Raw genomic sequence first — 19,803 nt, forward strand, 5'->3', positions numbered from 1 at the left:
AACTACTTCCACAAAACAAAGATAATCAAAAGTTCAAAGCAACCATATCGATTACCAAAATATGACACCTTTTCTTCCGAGTAAAATAGTATGAAATATATTTTATAGCGTAAACTGCTAATTTTGCTCATATATTCGCCTTGCCCCCCCTGAATAGGGGGATTCACACGCTACCGCACACAGCGCGCTCTGGTTGAAATTGGTGTAAGCAACCGAATACCAACTGAATGTGATCGAAACCTTCTAAAAGAGCCCAATATTAGCTTTATCTACGAAACCCCTGTCAGCCGGACAGATTTGAACGTCTCTTGACCCAGAATCCGAGAAGCGGATTCATTAACAATTAAATCAATGTAGATTCGCGGGCGAGATGAACGGCAGCACAATGACGAGCAAAGCGGACTTGATCAGAATTAGAACATTCCAGACGGGCGACGCGGACAGTGTTTTTGCTGTAATCTTGCCAATACAACAATGCGAGTTCGACATTCCGATCAGCGCAGACGACCAACCTGATATACGAGACGTGGAGGGGTTCTATCGTCAGGGAAGCGGTGAATTTTGGGTAGCCGAAGCCGATGGTCACATCGTCGGCACCATAGCCCTCAAGGATATAGGGCAAGGTCAGGCTGCTTTGCGGAAAATGTTTGTCGCCAAGGCTTATCGCGGTTCCGAATTCGGTACTGCGCACAAATTGCTTGCAACGCTCATTTCGCACGCTCACGAACGAGGCGTTACCAAAGTATTGCTTGGAACGACCGAGAAGTTTCTGGGCGCACATCGGTTTTATGAAAAGAACGGCTTCGTGGAAATCTCCCATACAGATTTACCGGAAGATTTTCCGCGGATGGCTGTCGATACAAAATTCTATGCAATAGAATTATCTTGAAGCACGCGACCACTCGCCTGCTTCAAGATAAGAGCAGCTTTCCGTCAGCTATGCTTGCGTTCTAGAAGTCGTCCCTATGCCGTATCGATTGCACATAAGCGTAGGCAGTGCCCAGAAGCACAGGAACGATTACCAAAGCGGTCCAGAATAGAATGTTGCTCATCTCTGCCCTCCCTCCCGTGGTGCGTAGCGATGTGCTTTCTGCATTTCTGCAGGCTCTATTCTAACACGTAAGAAGCCATCTTGTTCCAAATTCTTAATGAGGGGTTAACGGCCTCAATTGTTCTGACGGGCGAGTATCATGGCAATCCAGTCGATAAATACCCTGACCCGGGGAGAAAGTTGCCGATCGCGCGGATATACAACAGATACCGGTGAGGAGCTGGGCGGATAAGCGTGGAGTATCTGTACTAATTTTCCATCCGCAATATGTCGTATCGCATGATAGCGAGGTATCTGAATGATCCCAAGGCCCAAGCTGGCCGCAGCCGTATAGCTTTCAGCGGCATTGACCGAAACCGGAGCCGGTATCGTCACTGTTCGCAATTTGCCGTCGACCATAAACTCCAGGGGCATACGGGCTATGCTGCCGCTGGCTCGGAAGCCGATCATCTGATGGCCATCAGTCAGTTGATCTGGATGTCGGGGTTCCCCAAATCGTGCAAGATAGGCAGGAGATGCGACGGTAACCTCATCCAGCATCGCAACACGCCGGGCAATCATGTCGCTATCCTGCAGGAGACCCACACGCAGAACGCAATCGATACCTTCCCGAACCGGATCAACGAACCGATCGCCCTCGGTCATATAAAGTTCAATATCCGGATACTTTTCCAGAAAAGCTGGCAATTCCGGTAGCAGAAAATGCCGCGCAAGCGTGCCCTGCACTTCCACCCGAAGCAAACCTCTCGGCATTGCGCCAGAAAATCCGCCTTCGGCATCCTCGATACTAGCTATGATTTCTATGCAGCGCTGATAATAGGCCTGACCATCAAGCGTTGGATTAACGTGACGCGTAGTGCGCAAGAACAATTGCGTGCCCAATCGTCTTTCGAGCTGCTTGATCGCGTCGGTGACGGTTGAACGCGGGATCCCTAGATCTTCCGCCGCCAATGTGAAACTGCGTCGTTCCAGTACACGGGTAAAAACCCGCATCGCATCAAACCGGTCCATCTGATTGTTCGCTACTTTCGGATAGTAATGACAAATAATGCCGGATTAAACGGTGTTAGGAAAGTGCGATCTTGCTGTGGGTTGTACAAACCCAAACCACCGGAACGGAGCAGACAATGTCCGATATGAAAAACAAGGTTGCCATCGTCACTGGAGCATCGCGCGGCATTGGCGCTGCCATTGCCGAAAGACTGAGCCACGACGGTTTTACTATCATCGTTAACTATGCAGGCAATGCCGCTCTCGCCGACGCCGTCGTCAACAAGATCGAGGCTTCGGGCGGCATTGCGCGAGCAGCACAGGCTGATGTTGCCGATCCTGCCGCAGTAAAGAGAATGTTCGATGCGGCCGAAGACGCTTTCGGCGGCGTGGATGTTCTCGTCAACAATGCCGGTATCATGACCCTGTCGCCTCTCGCCACAACAGAGGACGTAGATTTCGACAAGCTCGTTTCGGTCAACCTCAAGGGCACCTTCAATACCATGCGGGAGGCTGGTAAACGACTGCGCGACAATGGGCGTATTATCAATTTTTCCACCACTGTCGTCGGCCTGAAATTGGAAAACTACGGTGTTTATGCCGCAACCAAGGCCGCAGTCGAAACCTTGACGGCGATCATGACCAAGGAAATGCGCGGTCGAAACATCAGCGTCAATGCCATTGCGCCCGGCCCCACTGCGACCGATCTCTTTCTCGATGGAAAATCCGAAGAGCTGGTCGCACGCATGGCCAAGATGAGCCCGCTCGAACGTCTGGGGACCCCGGAAGACATTGCAGGGGTGGTTGCGTTCCTGGCCGGACCCGACGGTGCATGGGTAAATGGCCAGATATTGCGCGCCAATGGTGGGATCATCTAGATTACCCGTGCACGCTCTGCGAGGCATTTACCTCGTAGAGCGTATTATTCCCTAAACTTATCCTAATAGTTGTAGATAATCCCTATTCGCCTTGACAGTTTGTCGCGGTGAGGCTTCACATGAGCCGGATTCTTTTCGCCTTTTCTAATAGAATTGGAAATGGCACCGGTCGTCGTGAGGGGATGCAAATGCTTATTGGTTTCAACCGGCTTTTCTGGGCCTTTGCAGTCACAGCTTGCCTGTCGGCAGCTCCACACACTACACAAGCGGCCGAAACCCGGCGGATAGAGATCACCAAAGATAGCGATTATTTCGGCTTCGACTTGCGTACGGAAAAGAATGTCTCGCTCGACCAGTGCAAAAACATTTGTCTGGGCGACAATGCATGCCTCGCCTTCACCTATAATCCGAAGGTCAAGTGGTGTTTCTTGAAATCCGATTTCAACAAGCTCAATCAGTCCGTTGGCTCTATTGCGGGTAAGGTCGTCACGCAATCCGCTGCAGCCCGCGAAGTAGAAGATATTGGCGCTCCGCCCAGCATCTCGTTCTTCGCCGCCAATCTGATTGACGAAGCCCGTCGTCTGAAGCGCGCAATCAATGGCCTTGAAAGCTCCGACAGCCTGCGCACTTTGCGAAATGAAGCAGGTGCAGCGGGCCTAAATGGCGATCCGCGCACGGCAATGGAAAAGTTCCGCCTGGCTGCCAGCATGTCGCCGGATGAAAGCGAAATCTGGACCGGATATGCGCTTGCAGCGCTTGCGACCGAGCCGTCCAACGGTCAGGAACGTTCCAAGTTCCAGCGCGATGCGACGTCGGCCTCGTGGTTTGCCTACCAGACCTCACGCACCAAGGATGAGCGCGCGCAAGCGCTTGCCGTCATGGCGCAGGCACTGGAAAAGCGCGATGCATCGCGCCCGGCTTTGCAGGCTTATGAAGCGAGCCTTGATCTCGTCAATTCCGCATCTGTTCGTGCAGTCTATGAAGATCTGAAAGCCCGCAAAGGCTTCCGCATCGTCAATAATACGGTCGATAATGATAATGCCGCGCCGCGCATCTGCGCGCAGTTCTCCGAAGAACTGGTGAAAAGCGGTGTCGATTATTCGAGCTTCGTTACACTCGATAATGGCGCGCCAAAAGCTGTTGACGCCAAGGACCGCCAGATTTGCGTCGAGGGTCTGGAACATGGCCGCAATTATACGGTGACTTTTCGTCAGGGTTTGCCATCGGCTGTTGGCGAAGTGCTACCAGCTCCGGTCAATCTTTCGATCTATGTGCAGGACCGCGCGCCATCGGTGCGCTTTACCGGCGACAGCTTCGTGCTGCCTGCGAAAGCCCGTCGCGGCATTCCGCTGGTCAGCGTCAATTTGAGTGCAGCCAAGGTCAAGCTCTACCGCGTCGGCGACCGTTCGCTGGCACAGCTTCTCTCCGGCTACCAGTTCCTGCGCCAGTTGGACAGCTACGACATCAGCACGGTTTCCGATCAGATGGGTGCGCCTGTCTGGGAAGGTGAAATCGAGGTTGCAGGCAATGAGCTGAACAAGGAAGCAACGACCAGTTTCCCGGTTGATGAAGCACTGCCGGAACGCAAGCCCGGCGTCTATGTGTTGACCGCTGAACCTCTGGTTCAGAAGTCCGATGACGAATATGGCACCAAGGCAACGCAGTGGTTTGTTGTTTCCGACATCGGCCTTTCGACCTATACCGGACAGGACGGCATCAATGTGTTTGCCCGTTCGCTGGAAAGCGCAGAGCCGCTTAAAGGCGTGAAGCTGACGCTGCTTGCACGCAACAATGAAGTGCTGGGCGAAGCGACCACCGACAGCGATGGCCGTGCGACGTTTACGCCGGGACTGACACGCGGCACGGACGGCATGGTGCCAGCGGTGCTGATGGCAAGTCAGCATGATGAGGATTTCACATTCCTCGATATGGCGCGCGCCGGTTTCGATCTTTCCGATCGTGGTGTGACGGGCCGTGCCGTGCCGAAAGCGCTTGATCTTTATGCATGGACAGAGCGCGGTATCTACCGCGCTGGCGAAGTTGTGCATGTAGGCGCGCTTGCGCGTGACGACACCGCAACCGCAATTGAAGATCTGCCGCTCACCTTCATCTTCACGCGTCCCGATGGCGTGGAAGATCGCCGTCTCGTTTCCGACAGCAAACTGGCCGGTGGTCATGCCATCGACCTGACCTTGCCGTCGAACGCCATGCGCGGCACCTGGTCTGTATCGGTCTATACCGATCCCAAGCAACCAGCGATTGCCACGCAGATGTTCCTGGTTGAAGATTTCGTGCCGGACCGGATCGAGTTCGATCTGAGGTCTGACAAGCCGGAAATCGCTGTTGGCGAAACCGCCAGTATCACCGTGGACGGTCGTTTCCTCTATGGTGCGCCAGCCGCCGGTCTTGCGCTTGAAGGCGAAGTCACGCTTTCGACCAAACGCCAGTGGGACCGCTTCAAGGGCTATTATTTTGGCCTCGCCGATGAAGAACAGGGCGAAGCCACACGTCTGCCGCTCGATGGTCTGTCGAAGGTTGATGACAACGGCAAGGCGACTTTCCCGGTTGCAGTCGATGAAATGCCGTCAACGACGCGTCTCGTCAATGCAGCCGTCACCGTTCGTATGCGCGAAACCGGCGGTCGTGCGGTTGAGCGTAAGATCGATGTTGCCATTCAGCCGGAAACCGATCTCATCGGCATTCGTCCGGATTTCGCTGGCGATGAAGTTCCGCAGGGTGGCACTGCAAAGTTCAGCCTGATCGCCTCTGACAGCAAGGGTGATCGCAAGGCGCTTGATGGCGCACAATGGTCGCTGGTCAAGATCGAGCGTAATTATCAGTGGTATCGCAGTGGCAACAGCTGGAACTACGAGCCGGTCACTTTCACCAAGGCGATTGCCAACGGCAAGATTGACCTTAAAACCGATAGCGAGGCTGAAATCAGTCTGCCGGTCGATTGGGGTCGTTACCGTCTGGAAATCGAAACAGCTGATGCTTCGGGTCCGGCCACAAGCTATGAATTCGATGCGGGCTGGTTTGTCAGCTCAACCTCGACCGAAACGCCGGACGGGCTGGAAATCGCGCTCGACAAGGAACATTATGCGGCGGGTGACACGGCAGAACTGAAAATCTCCCCGCGTTTTGCCGGTGAGTTGCTCATCACCATTGGTGCAGAAAAGCTGCTCCAGACCATCACCGCCAGCGTGCCGGAAAGTGGTACGACCATCGATATTCCGGTGGGTGAGGATTGGGGTGCCGGCGCCTATGTTACGGCAACGCTGTTCCGTCCGGGTGAGGCGATTGAAAGCCGTATGCCTGCGCGTGCGATTGGTCTTAAATGGCTGAAAGTCGATCCTGCCGACAAGCAGCTTGCAGTCAAGCTGACCCCGCCTGAAAAGATCGCGCCGCGTTCCACACTTTCCATCCCGGTTTCGGTTGAAAATGCGGGTGGCGAACAGGCCTATGTCATGGTCGCGGCAGTCGATGTCGGCATTCTTAATCTGACACGTTATCAACCGCCGAACCCTGAAAACTGGTTCTTCGGCCAGCGTCAGCTGGGCCTTGAAATGCGCGATATGTACGGTCGCCTGATCGATGGCTCGCTCGGTGTCACCGGCAAGCTGCGCACAGGTGGCGATGGTGGCAATATGGCAGCCGAAGGCAGTCCGCCCACCGAAAAGCTGGTTGCGCTGTTCTCCGGTCCGGTTGAACTCGACAGCGACGGCAAGGCAACAGTCACTTTCGACATACCGCAGTTCAACGGCACCGCGCGCGTCATGGCGGTTGCATGGACCAAGAAGGCAGTCGGCCATGCGGTGACCGATGTCATCATCCGCGATCCGGTGGTCATCACCGCTGGTCTGCCACGCTTCATGGCCCCTGGCGATCAGGCCAATATCCGCTTCGATATTGCCAATACGGATGCACCGGACGGCGATTATCGTGTGAGCCTTGAGACCACCGATAATCTCGGTGTCGAGGTTGGCTCCTACCCTGAAAGCATCGCGCTTAAAGGTGGCAAACGACAGTCGATCACCGTTCCGCTCAATGCTGTGGCAACGGGTGCCGGTGGTGTGACGATCCGGCTTTCCAACGATGCAGGTCTCAATGTTGAACAGGCTTTGGCATTGCCGGTGCGTCCGGTCGATCTGCCGGTCACGAGCCGCCATGTCGTCAATCTCACGGCCAATGGCGGAAGTGTGCGAGTCGATGGCGGCCTTCTATCTGAAAGTCTGCTTGATGGTGCTTTTGTCAGCGTTGGTGTGACGCGAAGTGCCGCATTTGATGTGCCAGCTTTGTTGATGGCGCTCGACCGCTATCCGTATGGCTGCACCGAGCAGACCACCAGCCGCGCGTTACCGCTGCTCTATTTGAGCGAAATGGCGGCAGGCACAAAAGCCGCAGCGGGTCTGGAAAGTCAGGAAGAGCTCAAGAAGCGCGTACAGGATTCGATCTTCCGCGTGCTGAACAACCAGTCTTCAAGCGGTTCGTTTGGCCTGTGGTCGCCGGGGTCGGGCGATCTCTGGATGGACGCCTATGTGACCGACTTCCTCACGCGTGCCCGCGAAAAGGGTTATGACGTGCCGCAGCAGGCGATGCTGTCCGCACTTTCTAATCTGCAAAATGCGCTCGGCTATACCACCGACGTCAAGGAACGTGGCAACGACATTGCCTATGCGCTTTATGTTCTCTCCCGCAACAAGAAGGCTTCTGTTGGCGATCTGCGTTACTTCGCCGATACCCAGCTCGAAAACTTCGCAAGCCCGATGGCCGTCGCCCAGCTGGGTGCAGCATTAGCACTTTATGGCGATCAGCCGCGCTCGGAACGAGTGTTCAATGCGTCGCTCCAGCTTGCAACCAACCAGTCCAGCTACGACTATAACCGCTCCGATTATGGTTCGCCGCTGCGTGACGGTGCGGCCATGCTGGCGCTTGCTGCGGAAACCAAGCCTGCACCGAAAGTGCTGCCGTCGCTGATTACGCTGGTCGAGTTCCAACGTGAGCGCGCGCGTTATCTGAGCACGCAGGATCAGGCATGGATGCTGCTTGCAGCACGTGGGCTTCAGGATGACAGTGGTGTAATCAGCCTCGACATCAATGGCACCGCGCATGAAGGTGCGTTCTCCGAGCGCCTCAATGGTGCAGCCCTTGAAGCGCAGCCTCTCGTCGTCACAAATATCGGCAAAGGCTCGGTCGATGCGGTCGTCACGGCTGTTGCTGCACCCGCTCAGTCACTGCCTGCGGGTGGTGAAGGTTTCAACATCGAGCGCACTTATTATACGCTTGATGGCGAACCGGCCAATGTCACCGGCGTCAACCAGAATGAGCGCTATGTTGTTGTTCTGAAAATCGACGATCTGCAGGAATGGCAGTCGCGTCTGCTTGTGACCGATCTGCTGCCAGCCGGTTTTGAGATCGACAATCCGGGCCTTGTTTCCAGCGCTGATCTTGGCAATTTCTCATGGCTCGAAAGCACGCAAGCGGCCCATCTCGAATTCCGCAATGATCGTTTCGTGGCTGCTTTCGACCGCTCCGCAGGCGAGAAGAAGCCGATCACACTCGCTTATGTGGTGCGTGCGGTGACGCCGGGTCTTTACACGCATCCGGCGGCAACGGTTGAGGATATGTATCGTCCGCAATTTGCAGCGCGCACGGCAACGGGCATGATGGAGGTGGCCGCGCCATAGCGCGGCCAGACGAATGAAAAGGCGGTGGAAAATAGTGATTGGCGGTGCCGTGTTTCTCGGCATCGCCGCTGTAGGAACGGTTGCTGGGCTTGACTGGCTCGACCGCGCTTATCCTCCGCCTTTGCCGGAACGGCTGACCATTTCCATCGAAGTCATGGATCGTGACGGCGCTTTGCTCCGCGCCTATGCAACGCCGGACGGCTATTGGCGGCTCAATACACGGATTGAGGATGTCGATCCGAAATTCGTGAAAATGCTGATCGCCTATGAGGACAAGCGGTTCTACGATCATGGCGGTATTGATGGCTGGGCGCTGTTGCGTGCCGCTTATCAGCTTGCAGGGAGTGCTCGTATTGTTTCCGGCGGCTCCACACTGTCCATGCAACTTGCCCGCCTGATAGAACCGCGCGAAAGCCGCAGCTTCGGCTCCAAGTTCCGGCAGCTGGCGCGTGCAGTTCAAATTGAGCGACGGCTGAGCAAATCTGAAATTCTCGAACGTTATCTGACACTCGCGCCCTATGGCGGCAATCTGGAAGGCGTACGGTCGGCATCATTAGCCTATTTTGGCAAGGAGCCGCTGCGCCTCACCATATCGGAAGCAGCGCTTCTTGTGGCTTTGCCGCAATTGCCGGAGCGCCGCCGCCCGGATCGCGAGATGGAGAACGCGGTTGCTGCGCGGGATCGCGTTCTAAAACGCATGGTTTCGTCTGATGTTTTCACGAGCGAAGAAGCCGAGCGTGCATCGCGTGAGCGCATATCCGCGACGCGTCATCCCTTGCCTTCATTGGCCGCTCACTTTGCCGATCTCGCTTTGAAACAGGCGCCGACCGAGGCCCGGCATCAGCTGACGCTTAAGAAGTCGGTGCAGGCTGGGCTTGAAGTTGTGGCACGCGAAGCTGCTGCGAAGCTTGGGCCAAAAGTATCGGTCGCCATGGTGCTGGCCGACAGTCGCAACGGCAATATCTTAGGCGAAGTCGGCTCCGCTGATTACTTCGATGGCAAGCGGCAGGGCTGGATCGATATGACCCGCGCCGTGCGCTCGCCGGGTTCAACGTTAAAACCTTTCATCTATGGGCTGGCCTTCGAGCAGGGACTGATTGCGCAGGAAACCATCATCGAGGACCGCCCGCAGGATTTTGCGGGTTATCGTCCGCGTAACTTCGATATGAGCTATCAGGGCGATGTCAGCATCCGCCAGGCGCTGCAAATGTCGCTGAATGTGCCGACCATCAGCCTGCTCGATGCAGTCGGTCCAGCACGGCTCACCGCGCGTATTCGTCAGGCGGCGGTTAATCTCCAATTGCCGAAAGGCGAAGCGCCGGGCCTTGCCATCGGACTTGGCGGTGCGGGCATCAGCCTGCGCGATCTGGTGCAGCTTTATACAGGCCTTGCCAATGGCGGTCGCAGTGCAGCCCTTCGTGACGGCACCGAAGGCTCAGAGCCGGTGCAGCCATCGGCCCCTATTCTCACCGAGCAGGCATCGTGGCAGATTGGCGATATTCTGGCCGGTGTCGTGCCGCCGCAGGGTGCTAAACGCCTCGGCCTCGCTTACAAGACCGGCACGTCCTATGGATATCGTGATGCATGGTCGGTCGGTTATGACGGGCGTTATGTGCTGGGTGTCTGGGTCGGGCGTGCCGATGGTGGCTCGGTGCCGGGCCTTGCCGGTTATGTTTCGGCAGCACCCATCCTGTTTGAAGCCTTTGTGCGCTCAGGCGTTGTTTCCGTGCCGTTACCGCGTGCGCCTGCTGGCGCATTTCGCACAGCACGCGCCGATCTTCCTGTAACGCAGATACGCTTTTCGTCTGCGAGCGATCCGCTGCCGGTTCTCAAAGCCACGATTGAGCCTGCGCCGCGCATCGTGTTTCCACCTGATGGCGCGCATGTCGAATTGAAAGCCCTGACCGATAATGCCTCGCCATTGGTGCTGAAATTACAGGGCGGACGCGCACCGTTTCGCTGGCTTGCCAATGGCAAGCCCATTGCTGAGATTGAGCGGCGGCGGACAACAAACTGGCAACCGGACGGAACCGGATATTCGACGTTGACCGTGGTCGACGCTGCCGGACGGGCCGCCAGCGTCAACATTTTCGTAGAATAACAGCTACTGGGCCGCTTCTGATAGAACAGCGCTTACAGCAGCCTTCTTCTCCAGCGACATGACTTTCAAATTGCCGGAAAACAGGATGCCGGTTATCGGAAGCACCGGCTCCACAGGCAGTTCCTCGTGATGGGCACTATCTTTGGGAACATGCAGCTTATGTTCCACGCCCTCTTCGGCACCAGATAGAGTAAGCGCCACATTCCCGCGTGCTTCCAGCAATTTAGTGCCGTAAAGAAACTCGAAACTCAGCATCGAAACCAGAAACTTGTAAGTTCCGTCGCGTACGCCGCCCTTCATCATTGCCGCGCGATGCACCTCCCCGCCCATCGCCACATCGAGCGGTGGAATGCGCGGATCACAGACATAGCCAAGCGCCAGCAGTTGTCCGTTATCAACTTCAAAGCGCATTCTGTCTGAACCGAGATCGAGAGCCGAAATCGAGAATCGGCGATTGCTGTATTGGACCGGCACGCGCCCCAGCCGCTTGCAAAGCTGCTCGCCGCTCAAAGCGCGTGCATTGGCGAAATGGTCCGGGTCGATAGCGAACGGCAGCGCTTTTGGACGATGTGGAACAGACAAGGCCGGTTCGAGAACATCTGCAATCAAGTTCGCAACGATGGTTGTCGAAACTGGGCGCGCATAATGACCCTGATCGAGATAGAAAGCCGGATTGCTTACGACATCACGGCCATATTGTTGCATCAGCATTCGCGAGACATCGGCTGAGATCGTTCCATACCATTGCGAAATGTAGTTGATGCCTGCATCAATAGAGGGAACGGAATTCAGAAATGAGCCATTGCGTGCGCCGAACACAAGCGTTGCAATACGCAAGTTTGGGTTGCGCTCAAGCGCGTAACGAATGATCCCTTCGTAAAACCGTGCCCAATGACGGAATGGACGCCGTTCATCGCCATAAACGAAGGCATCATTGATCGCATATTCGATCAGCAACAGCTCACACTCTTCGAGCTGTTCGAACTGCTTGAGCTGATAAAGGCCAAGAGCACTCGTCGTGCCCCCAACCGCGAGATCAGCGACGATGTCGAGTTCCACGCCGCGTTTCGCCATCGTCGATAAAAGCGTCGGCAGATAGCCGGGCAGCATGACGGTGTTTGAACCACCGATGATTACAGTCTTGAGTTTCATTTCGTCACCGTTGCAGCCTTACCGGCTGGCGTTAGCGAACCGCAACGCCACACACCGTAAGTGCTTGCATCCCAATCAAAATAATAAGCGGCTGCGATCTGGCCGCTATCCATCATCTGCCGAAAACGGTCGCGTGCTTTCTCGACCAGTTGTTCGCGATTATTGTCATTGGCCGGGCAGGCCTTGGACGTATTGGCAAAGCCCCATTCCGTGATCCAACAAGGCTTGCCATCCGCCCCACCGCAGAACGAAAGCGCATTGCTGATGTGCTTTGCACGTGCGGCCCGCGTGCCACTGCTGCCCGGATAGATGTGAATGCCGTAGCCGTCTGCAGCGCCATCCAAACCATACTTCTTGAGAAGATCAGTAAAGGCGGCGGGTTCGACAGTGTCGATTCCGCGCCGGTCGGCATCGATGAAGGGGATGTCGGACAAACCCGCAGATACAACCTTTGCCTCGGTGCTATGCTTGGTTTTCGCCAGCTCTGCCCGGACAATACGCAAAAGTTCAACGTATTTCTCTGCGCCTTTTTCGACCAGAGGAATCTCCTCCATCTCGCTTAAAGAGCGGGCAGTCTTCATCTTTTCCTTGGGCAGAATGGCAAGATCGCCATTATAAGCACCCCAGTTGATCTCATTGCCGGGTTCAATGGCAACGAGCGGAACCCCCAGCGCATCAATCTTTTGCAAGGCGGCACCCATTACCTGCTGAAAGTGCTCGGGGGATATGTCGGAAAGCCGATACATGTCCCAGATACGCCCACGCCCGGAACGGGGCTTCGTTCCTTCAGGATAGAAGTCTGCATTGTTGAGCGATATTTCGAGCAGAATAGCGAGGCCTTTTTCATGGGCAAGGCGTACGGCATCGATGCTTTGATCGAGCGGTCGTGTGAGTGACAGCCGAACCGCCACCACACCGTTCTCAATCATCTGATTGAAAATCAGCTCGCGCTCTGCCGGCTTGAGCCAGGCCATGTTGACCCTGTTGACGCCAAAGCGCGTATCGGCAAAAGCGCTCTCAGATTGGGCTGCTAACAACATGCCGCCTAAAAGCGCCACCGCTGCCACCACCCCACTCCCGATGCTCTTGCAGGTTTCCATCATCGGATACCGATATCCTTCAGCACGCCGTTGAAATTGGCTTCACATTCCGAATAACGATTGATGGCCGCTGGCACATCGATCCTGGAAAGGAAGTCGCGCAGATAGGCTTTTTTCTGCGGCTCGCGATTCCAGACGCTCGCATCGATATGCGGGAAGCCAACAAAACCGAGCATTTCGCGCATGCGATCATCGACAGCGATCATCAGTCCCGGGACACCCGACTGCATTCCGATGATCGTGCCGTGGAAACGGCGGCTCAGGCCGAAATCCTGACTGGAAATCCAGCTGCGCCATTTGTGCGTATCAAAGAACACCAGCAGCTCGTTCTTGCGCTGCCATTTTTCCATGTGTTTGTAATCGACCGGCGCCGTGATGCGGCTTGCGGCCTGATCATAGGCTTCGGAATGATCTTCACCCGCCATGTTCATGTTGTAGACGATGACCTCATCCTGAATGACATAGCTTGCAACGCTGTCCTTTTCGAGCAGTGCATGGGCATCAACAATCGTATCCGCCACACTGCCAAGATAGCCGCCGAAGGAAATTTTCTGCGCGTCTGCAAGGCTGGGATCGGCAAGGCGGCTCAGCGAGAGCTTCATCTGATCCGGCGCATAATAAAGCGATGGGCAGCCCGTCGGACGGACATATTTCATGCCCGCATCTTTCAGGAACTCTTCGGTGAAATGCCCGCGCGTGAGGAAAAAGCTCTCCTTGCGGCGCAGAATTTCGAGGAAACGGCGCGTACCTTCCGGCAACTCCGCTTTCAGATTTTCCTTCTTCTGAATACCGATGCCCATGACCACAATCGGCATGTTCAGCTTTTCAAAGACGAAGGATTCCGTCGTTGCCGCATAGCCGGGCCGCAGAAGATTGGCTGAGGCAAACAGGCAAAGATCAAAGCTTTCGTTGAGCTTCGCATAGGTATCCGGTGAATTGAGGCTGTTGGCCAGATGCCAGAACGGCACATAGGTCACATCATGGCCGCGCACTGCATTAGCTGCACCCTCACCGATGAGATAATTGCCCGTATTGGCAATCTTCTTGACCTGATCGATCACATCCTTCTTCGTGCGGATGGGTTCGAAATAGGGGCGATGCTTGACACTCGCCCCTGAAACGCTTTCGACGGTCCGCATCAAATAGGACGGGATGCCGGTGATCATTATGCGCATGGTGATCCATCTTCGCTGGAGTTAAGGCATGTCTCCCAAAAGTGGGAACCGGTTTTGGGACAAAGACATGCGAACAATAAAAATCTGAAGCCTGCTTCAGACCGAGGTGGACTGGGAGTTATCCAATGCCGATTTCTGAAAGCACGCTTCGGAAATTGCGTTCTCGCGCCGAGTAGTTTTCGATGACTTCGGGGATATTCATCGCGGCGATGTGGTCGCTCACGAAAGCCCTCCGATCGTTGGCCGCATTGAGATCGCGCGCGTCGATCTTCGGCAGACCGGAGAAATTCAGCATCTCTCGCATACGATCATCGACAGCGACCATCAGGCTCGGCACACCAGCCTGCATGGAAATAACATTGCCGTGGAAACGACGACCGAAGGAGAAATCCATAGTCGAGCACCAGGCACGCCATTGATTAGTATCGAGGAAGGCGTGAACGCTGATCTTCTTCTTGAGATCGTCCGAGCCCTTGTAGGTCAACGGACCGACGAGTTCGCCGGTTGTGGAATCGTAGGCGCGGCCATTGGCATCGGATTCAAGCTGCATGTCGAAGTGCAGCAGCTCATCTTGAACCACATAGGCTGAACGACCGTCATCCGAACTCAGCGCGTTCATATCGCCAATGGTTTCAAGTTCCGCCCCCATATAACCGGTGAAAACGGTACGGCCCTCGCCCACCTTCACATCGGGCAGACGGCTGATCGCCTTGCGCATATTATCCGGACGGAAATAGAGCGACGGACAGCCGACCGGACGAACATAGGAAAAGCCTTGATCGCGGAGATATCCGGCAGCATTTTCACCGCGCGTGAGGAAATAATGCTCGCGGGATTTGAGTACTTCCAAAAGCTTCTTCGTGCCCGCTGGCAGGCCGTCTTCGCCTTCAATGTCAGGACGGTTCTGGATGCCGATGCCGAGCATGACGACGGGCATATTAAGTTTGGATAGAACAAGCGCTTCCGCATCTGCGGACAGGCCCTTGCGCAGAAGGTTTGCGCAGGTGAAGACGCAGATATCGAAATCCTTGTTGACCTCTTCGAGACCCGTTCCATTGTTCACGCAATTATAGAGATGCCAGAACGGGATGTGCTTGGCGCTCGGCAGAAGCGCCGTCATCGCACCTTCGCCGATCAGATAATTGCCAGTATTGCTGATATTCTTCAGCTCCTGGATGAAATTATCCCTGGATTCGGAATCCCGCTGTTTTTCCGAATAATGGACCTGCGCTTTATCCGCACGTTGGATAAGGCGCGTCAGATGGCTCGGAATGCCTGTGACGAGGATTCTTGGATTGGTTGGGCGGCTCATAGGTCGACCTTTCTGATATAATCAGGCAACTGCACGGCCGGGAAGAGCGGCGATCGTGCTGGCAGCATCTGCAACATCCGGCTGGGAAGACCGGGATTTCGGATAAGCGGGGCGTATTTCATTCGCCCAATCGGTAAATTCGGAGAAAGCCGAGCTCCATGTGCGGTGAGCAGCGGAGGCGAGCGCACCTTCAGCGGTTCGCATCAGGGCTTCGCGATCCTGCGCAAGAATGGTCAGAATGCGCGTCATGTCGGAGACGATCTGCGCATCGTTGCCATTGCGGATGAGAATGCCATCGCGGCCATGATTGATCAGCTCATCGACAGCACCAACCGCCGTCGCAACCGGCACGCAGCCAAGCTGCTGTGCTTCGGCAATCATCAGCGGCGCACCTTCCCAGCGCGATGGCATCAAGAGAACATCAGCCCATGCGAGATGGTTCGCAATGTCCTTGCCGTCAAAGACTGGTGGCGAGACTTTCACACCCGCATCCTTCAGGCGCGTCATCCAAGAGGCACTTGGATCGTCGGAGAGGATTTCGCCGCCAATTGCCTGCGCTTCGAAGGGAATACCCTGCTCTTTCAGCTTGACGATTGCATCATGCAGCCTGTCGATACCCTTTTGGCGATCGAGACGCCCCATATAGAGCATTCGCATCGGTTCGCCCTTGCGGCCTTGCTTGCGCGCTGCGGTGACTTGCGCACGCAGTTTTGTATCGATTGAAAAACTAGCTCCGTTTGGCACGGAGAACACTTTTTCATACGGCACGCCAAAGCTGTGCAGATAGATTTTCAATTGATCCGAACAGGTCAGGAATGCATCATAGGCATGTTCAAAGGCAATCGCGGCATAGGGCTGCCCCGCCTGGCGGCGGAAGACCGTTTCATCCACCACATGCAGATAGCAGGCGGTGCGCGTGCCTTCAGAGCGAAGTTTACCCATCAACGGATGCGCCGCCATGACGTGATTGTTCACGACAAGGTCGAATCCTGAAAGCTGGCCACGCAGGATGCCCCAATCAAGCGGATGATCGTCGGTGATAAAATCCTGCCCCAAGAAGCGATTTGTGTCTCCCCAGGCGGGAATGCCATCCTTCCAGAAATGCAGGTAGTCGAAGGACTGGTCGAACTCGTCCAGCACATCCATCCGCTCATTGCCAAGCACGAAGAGGTGGGTTTCAAATCCTTGGTTTTTCAACTCACGCCCGGCGGCATAAGCAACCTTCTCCGCCCCGCCGAACGAGGCATTCGGCACCAGAACGGCAGCCGTTTTCTTCCTTGCTGCATTATGCGCAAGTGGCAGCACCGGCCCGCCACCAAGTTCATTGCGCAGCACCTGATACATCTCAGAAAGTGCGGGCAGGCGACGCGGACGCCATGTCCAGCGCATGGCCGCACTTTGCTTGAGCGGGCTGGTCGCAATCGACGTCACCAGATTGAGCATCGATTGTTCAGGCCGTGACAAGGCCCGGCGCTGACGCACACGCGGGAACGGGAAACGCACTTTCATCCGCGCTGATGTGGGCCACAATTGCTGCGTGCCCAATGATGCGAACCAATCCAGCGCATCGTTTTCGATGATGTCCTTGATCAGTTTCGTCGAGACGAAAATCAGATCAGCGTGCGGCTGGCGCGTGCCGGAAGGCATGATCTCAGTATCGATGCGCCGCTCGTCTTCGACATTGGTGAGTTCCACAAAGACGATATTGGCCTGTTCAGAAAGCTTTTCGAGCCGCGACAGGATATTCGGCAACAGTCGTGAACGCGCCAGAAGTTTCAATGTCTCTGTATTCGAAGAGGCTAGAAACGGCGGAAAGTGAAAATTGTCCGGTTCGGACACACTGCCCCAGAAGGCGCGAATGGCATCATCAAATTTAAGATCTGAGGTGCCAAGGCTGAGGTCGGTGAAAAGGCTGACCGTCCCCTCGCCTGCGCGGATCACGCCATAGCGCGGACATTCTTCATGCTCGAAACCCACAAGCGTCGGGCGACGGAACAGCGCCTTGTGCCGCTTGCGCAGGAAACTGATTGAGCCGGAGCGGTCACGATTGGCTTCCTTGAAACGGCTCTCCGCGCGCAGGCGATACTCGAAGCCGGTATCGTGGCAAGGCGCACCGACAAAGCCTGCCTCAATGGCGGACAGCCAGAACTCCCAGTCTTCAAAGCCATTTTGACGATCATCATCAAAACGGACACCGCTGCGGAAAACCTCCGCAGAAATCATCGATCCGGTATCGCAGATATTATCAGTGATGCAGTGGATCAGGCGCGAATAGCTGTCGCCATAATGAGCGCGCCAGTTGACCGAAAAGGTATCGATATTGGTGTAAACCCAGCCCGCATTCGACGCCAAAAGCTTGCGATAGAGCGTATCGATGGTGTGGGGCTGTACCCGGTTGTCGGCATCAACGAAATAAACCGCTTTAACATCCGGCATCTCTTCGAGAATATAGTCGACAGCACGATTGCGCGCCCCGCCGGGCCCTGCATTCTCGCCGAAGATGATGTGAATGTTTGGATGAGCCGCCGCATAAAGCGTCAGGCTATCAAACACTTCGCGGCGCGGATCACCATCGACGGACACCACGATCTGCGTGCGGAAAACCGTTTCTGACGCGAGAACGGTTTCCAGCGCTTCGAGAGCCAGCGCCGCATGACCATAGAGTGGCATGGCGACAACGATCAAATCTTTCGACCTATCGTACATTCGCGGCCTCTTTGGTTATTTCCTGACTGGGGCGCGCCTCAATGTGCTTGACCAGCCGGAAGTTGAACACTTTGAGCCAGGAAAAATCCACGGAACCTGCTGCGGCTTTGCTCAGGACGACGAGATCCATCGTGCGGTCGATCGGTTCCTCAAGCATGAAGTTGATGTCGATCGGACGATTGGGTGCAACTTCCGACCAGCCGCTGAACAACACCTGTTGGCGGCGGCGGTCGAGGCTGGAAATCGCATCGATTTCTTCCTTCACATCCGACGCCAGATTGACCAGCAGCAGTCCCACTGCGCAGGGCTGGCCTTCGGGATGATCAATCACAGCCCGCGCTGAAACTCGTACTGTGCCCGGCGCGACCACACGACGGATTGCAGCTGCGGTGACCCCCTCCTCAAGCGGATGGCAGCCGATGGCATCTTCATGTTCCAGAAACCGCACAGTCGGAAAGTCGGGCGTAATAGGTGTGACGGACACGTTGGCCACGTTACGCAGCAATTCAACGGGCAGACGGTAATCATCAACCTTGCGGCCATTGATCAGCGCAGTCGGTACAATGGCATTCGGCAGCGATGCCGGACGGACGCCCGGCAGGCCGGTGAAAATCCGCAATGCCAGAGGGCGCATGTCAAGATCAGCATGTGGAATACGCGCACGCGCCGCATAACGCTCATTGGCGATCACATTGCCCAACGACAATTCTGGTGGAACCCCGCCCGAAGCTGAGATGCGCAGACGCAATGTCCGATGGCTGCCATCGCACGCCTTCGGAAGCGAGAAGAAGTTCCACTCCGAATGCAGCGCACCGTAAGGCACCAGCCATTCGGCGATCCCTTCACCGTTTTCAAGATAGTCCAGCGTAACGATCAGCTGGCCATTGCGATTAGCAGGCAACTCACGGAAATGCAGGGCAAAACCGGAAACGGCATAGCTCGAAACCGGGAAAAGCTGTTCGATCTCCGATTCGCGCAGCAGACGCGCAAAGCCTTCGTCCTTCGGGTCGACCAGAGGGGCATGGCTGAAGATTTCCGTTGAGGAATCCCAGTTGCGAGCGTGAAACGCGTCTTCAATCGCCCGGTAATTCTCAAACATTGTCTCACGCTCGCGACGCAGCATGGCGAGCTCGGTGTGAACCTTGCTGACGTGGCCTACAAGGCGATCCAAACTGCTCTCAAGCAGTTGGGTGACCAGCAGGGGAACGGTTTCCGCCGTCGCATCGTCGATTCGCACAACGGGAAGTTCCGGAATGGTGCTCAGACGATAAACCTGTTGCAGAACCGTCTTCAGTTCGTCCTCGCCCTCTTGCGAAGCAGCAATCGCGATGAGCGGAAATGTATTCGCCAGCCGAAGACGTTTTCCATCCCCTTCAACAAAAGTGGTCAGCCCGCCCAGAGACGTCGCTTCCAGCGCTTCACGATCACGCATCGAAGCAATGGCATATCGGCGGGATTTCCGCGCCGAGATCGCAGGAAGTGGTGTGCTCAACATAATCATCCATTGTGTGATGGCCGACTTGGGAGTCTCGGCCTGCACTTGCAATGAGAAAATACAGTCAATGTATTGTCAACAGCCTTATAGCATCAACTATATGATAATATTGCGAATATTTGGAACAAGTTTAATTCAAAATTTGAAACAATGTGC

The 19,803-nt window shown here is 55.5% G+C and carries 11 protein-coding genes; 4 read left to right on the plus strand and 7 right to left on the minus strand.

Features of this window, described 5'->3' with window-relative positions:
* Positions 1 to 370: 370 nt before the first annotated feature.
* Positions 371 to 889 carry a GNAT family N-acetyltransferase gene (locus AC1RHM_RS14270; RefSeq protein ID WP_226622724.1) on the plus strand — a complete coding sequence of 173 codons (519 nt, stop codon included), beginning with the start codon at positions 371 to 373 and terminating at the stop codon, positions 887 to 889.
* Positions 890 to 1,165: 276 nt separating this feature from the next.
* On the opposite strand, the gene AC1RHM_RS14275 is transcribed toward AC1RHM_RS14270, so the two are convergent.
* The gene (locus AC1RHM_RS14275; protein ID WP_010658647.1) at positions 1,166 to 2,062 is read right to left on the minus strand and encodes a LysR family transcriptional regulator; all 897 of its coding nucleotides are present in this window, start codon (positions 2,060 to 2,062) and stop codon (positions 1,166 to 1,168) included.
* A gap of 116 nt (positions 2,063 to 2,178) precedes the next feature.
* Here AC1RHM_RS14275 and AC1RHM_RS14280 point away from each other — a divergent pair, with 116 nt between their 5' ends.
* From AC1RHM_RS14280 to pbpC, 3 genes are all read left to right on the plus strand, one after another.
* Positions 2,179 to 2,919: an SDR family oxidoreductase gene (locus AC1RHM_RS14280; protein WP_010658646.1), complete on the plus strand. Its 741-nt coding sequence runs from the start codon at positions 2,179 to 2,181 to the stop codon at positions 2,917 to 2,919.
* 182 nt (positions 2,920 to 3,101) lie between these two features.
* A complete protein-coding gene (locus AC1RHM_RS14285) occupies positions 3,102 to 8,606 on the plus strand; it encodes an alpha-2-macroglobulin family protein (protein ID WP_010658645.1) in 5,505 nt (1,834 codons plus the stop codon).
* 13 nt (positions 8,607 to 8,619) lie between these two features.
* Positions 8,620 to 10,707, plus strand: coding sequence for a penicillin-binding protein 1C (gene pbpC / locus AC1RHM_RS14290; RefSeq protein ID WP_036563451.1), 2,088 nt, complete (start codon positions 8,620 to 8,622; stop codon positions 10,705 to 10,707).
* A gap of 3 nt (positions 10,708 to 10,710) precedes the next feature.
* Here pbpC and AC1RHM_RS14295 read toward each other — a convergent pair whose 3' ends face one another.
* From AC1RHM_RS14295 to AC1RHM_RS14320, 6 genes are all read right to left on the minus strand, one after another.
* A complete protein-coding gene (locus AC1RHM_RS14295) occupies positions 10,711 to 11,859 on the minus strand; it encodes a hypothetical protein (RefSeq protein WP_010658643.1) in 1,149 nt (382 codons plus the stop codon).
* The gene (locus AC1RHM_RS14300) at positions 11,856 to 12,962 is read right to left on the minus strand and encodes a hypothetical protein (RefSeq protein ID WP_010658642.1); all 1,107 of its coding nucleotides are present in this window, start codon (positions 12,960 to 12,962) and stop codon (positions 11,856 to 11,858) included. The genes AC1RHM_RS14295 and AC1RHM_RS14300 overlap by 4 nt, the downstream gene beginning before the upstream one ends.
* Positions 12,959 to 14,134 (minus strand): polysaccharide pyruvyl transferase family protein, encoded by a 1,176-nt coding sequence (locus AC1RHM_RS14305; protein ID WP_036578860.1) that lies wholly within the window; start codon positions 14,132 to 14,134, stop codon positions 12,959 to 12,961. Before AC1RHM_RS14305 ends, AC1RHM_RS14300 begins: the two co-directional genes overlap by 4 nt.
* Before the next feature lie 118 nt (positions 14,135 to 14,252).
* Positions 14,253 to 15,446: a polysaccharide pyruvyl transferase family protein gene (locus tag AC1RHM_RS14310; protein ID WP_010658640.1), complete on the minus strand. Its 1,194-nt coding sequence runs from the start codon at positions 15,444 to 15,446 to the stop codon at positions 14,253 to 14,255.
* A 21-nt stretch (positions 15,447 to 15,467) separates the two neighbouring features.
* A complete protein-coding gene (locus AC1RHM_RS14315; RefSeq protein WP_036578861.1) occupies positions 15,468 to 18,152 on the minus strand; it encodes a glycosyltransferase in 2,685 nt (894 codons plus the stop codon).
* A complete protein-coding gene (locus AC1RHM_RS14320) occupies positions 18,142 to 19,647 on the minus strand; it encodes a DUF6212 domain-containing protein (RefSeq protein WP_010658638.1) in 1,506 nt (501 codons plus the stop codon). Before AC1RHM_RS14320 ends, AC1RHM_RS14315 begins: the two co-directional genes overlap by 11 nt.
* Positions 19,648 to 19,803 lie beyond the last annotated feature (156 nt).

This window comes from Brucella sp. GW823-FHT04E01 (assembly GCF_058796175.1).

Excerpts from the sequence above, each read along its gene's own strand:
- AC1RHM_RS14270 (WP_226622724.1), top strand. The coding sequence starts at position 371 with ATGAACGGCAGCACAATGACGAGCAAAGCGGACTTGATCAGAATTAGA.
- AC1RHM_RS14275 (WP_010658647.1), bottom strand. The coding sequence starts at position 2,062 with ATGGACCGGTTTGATGCGATGCGGGTTTTTACCCGTGTACTGGAACGA.
- AC1RHM_RS14280 (WP_010658646.1), top strand. The coding sequence starts at position 2,179 with ATGTCCGATATGAAAAACAAGGTTGCCATCGTCACTGGAGCATCGCGC.
- AC1RHM_RS14285 (WP_010658645.1), top strand. The coding sequence starts at position 3,102 with ATGCAAATGCTTATTGGTTTCAACCGGCTTTTCTGGGCCTTTGCAGTC.
- pbpC (WP_036563451.1), top strand. The coding sequence starts at position 8,620 with ATGAAAAGGCGGTGGAAAATAGTGATTGGCGGTGCCGTGTTTCTCGGC.
- AC1RHM_RS14295 (WP_010658643.1), bottom strand. The coding sequence starts at position 11,859 with ATGAAACTCAAGACTGTAATCATCGGTGGTTCAAACACCGTCATGCTG.
- AC1RHM_RS14300 (WP_010658642.1), bottom strand. The coding sequence starts at position 12,962 with ATGATGGAAACCTGCAAGAGCATCGGGAGTGGGGTGGTGGCAGCGGTG.
- AC1RHM_RS14305 (WP_036578860.1), bottom strand. The coding sequence starts at position 14,134 with ATGCGCATAATGATCACCGGCATCCCGTCCTATTTGATGCGGACCGTC.
- AC1RHM_RS14310 (WP_010658640.1), bottom strand. The coding sequence starts at position 15,446 with ATGAGCCGCCCAACCAATCCAAGAATCCTCGTCACAGGCATTCCGAGC.
- AC1RHM_RS14315 (WP_036578861.1), bottom strand. The coding sequence starts at position 18,152 with ATGTACGATAGGTCGAAAGATTTGATCGTTGTCGCCATGCCACTCTAT.
- AC1RHM_RS14320 (WP_010658638.1), bottom strand. The coding sequence starts at position 19,647 with ATGTTGAGCACACCACTTCCTGCGATCTCGGCGCGGAAATCCCGCCGA.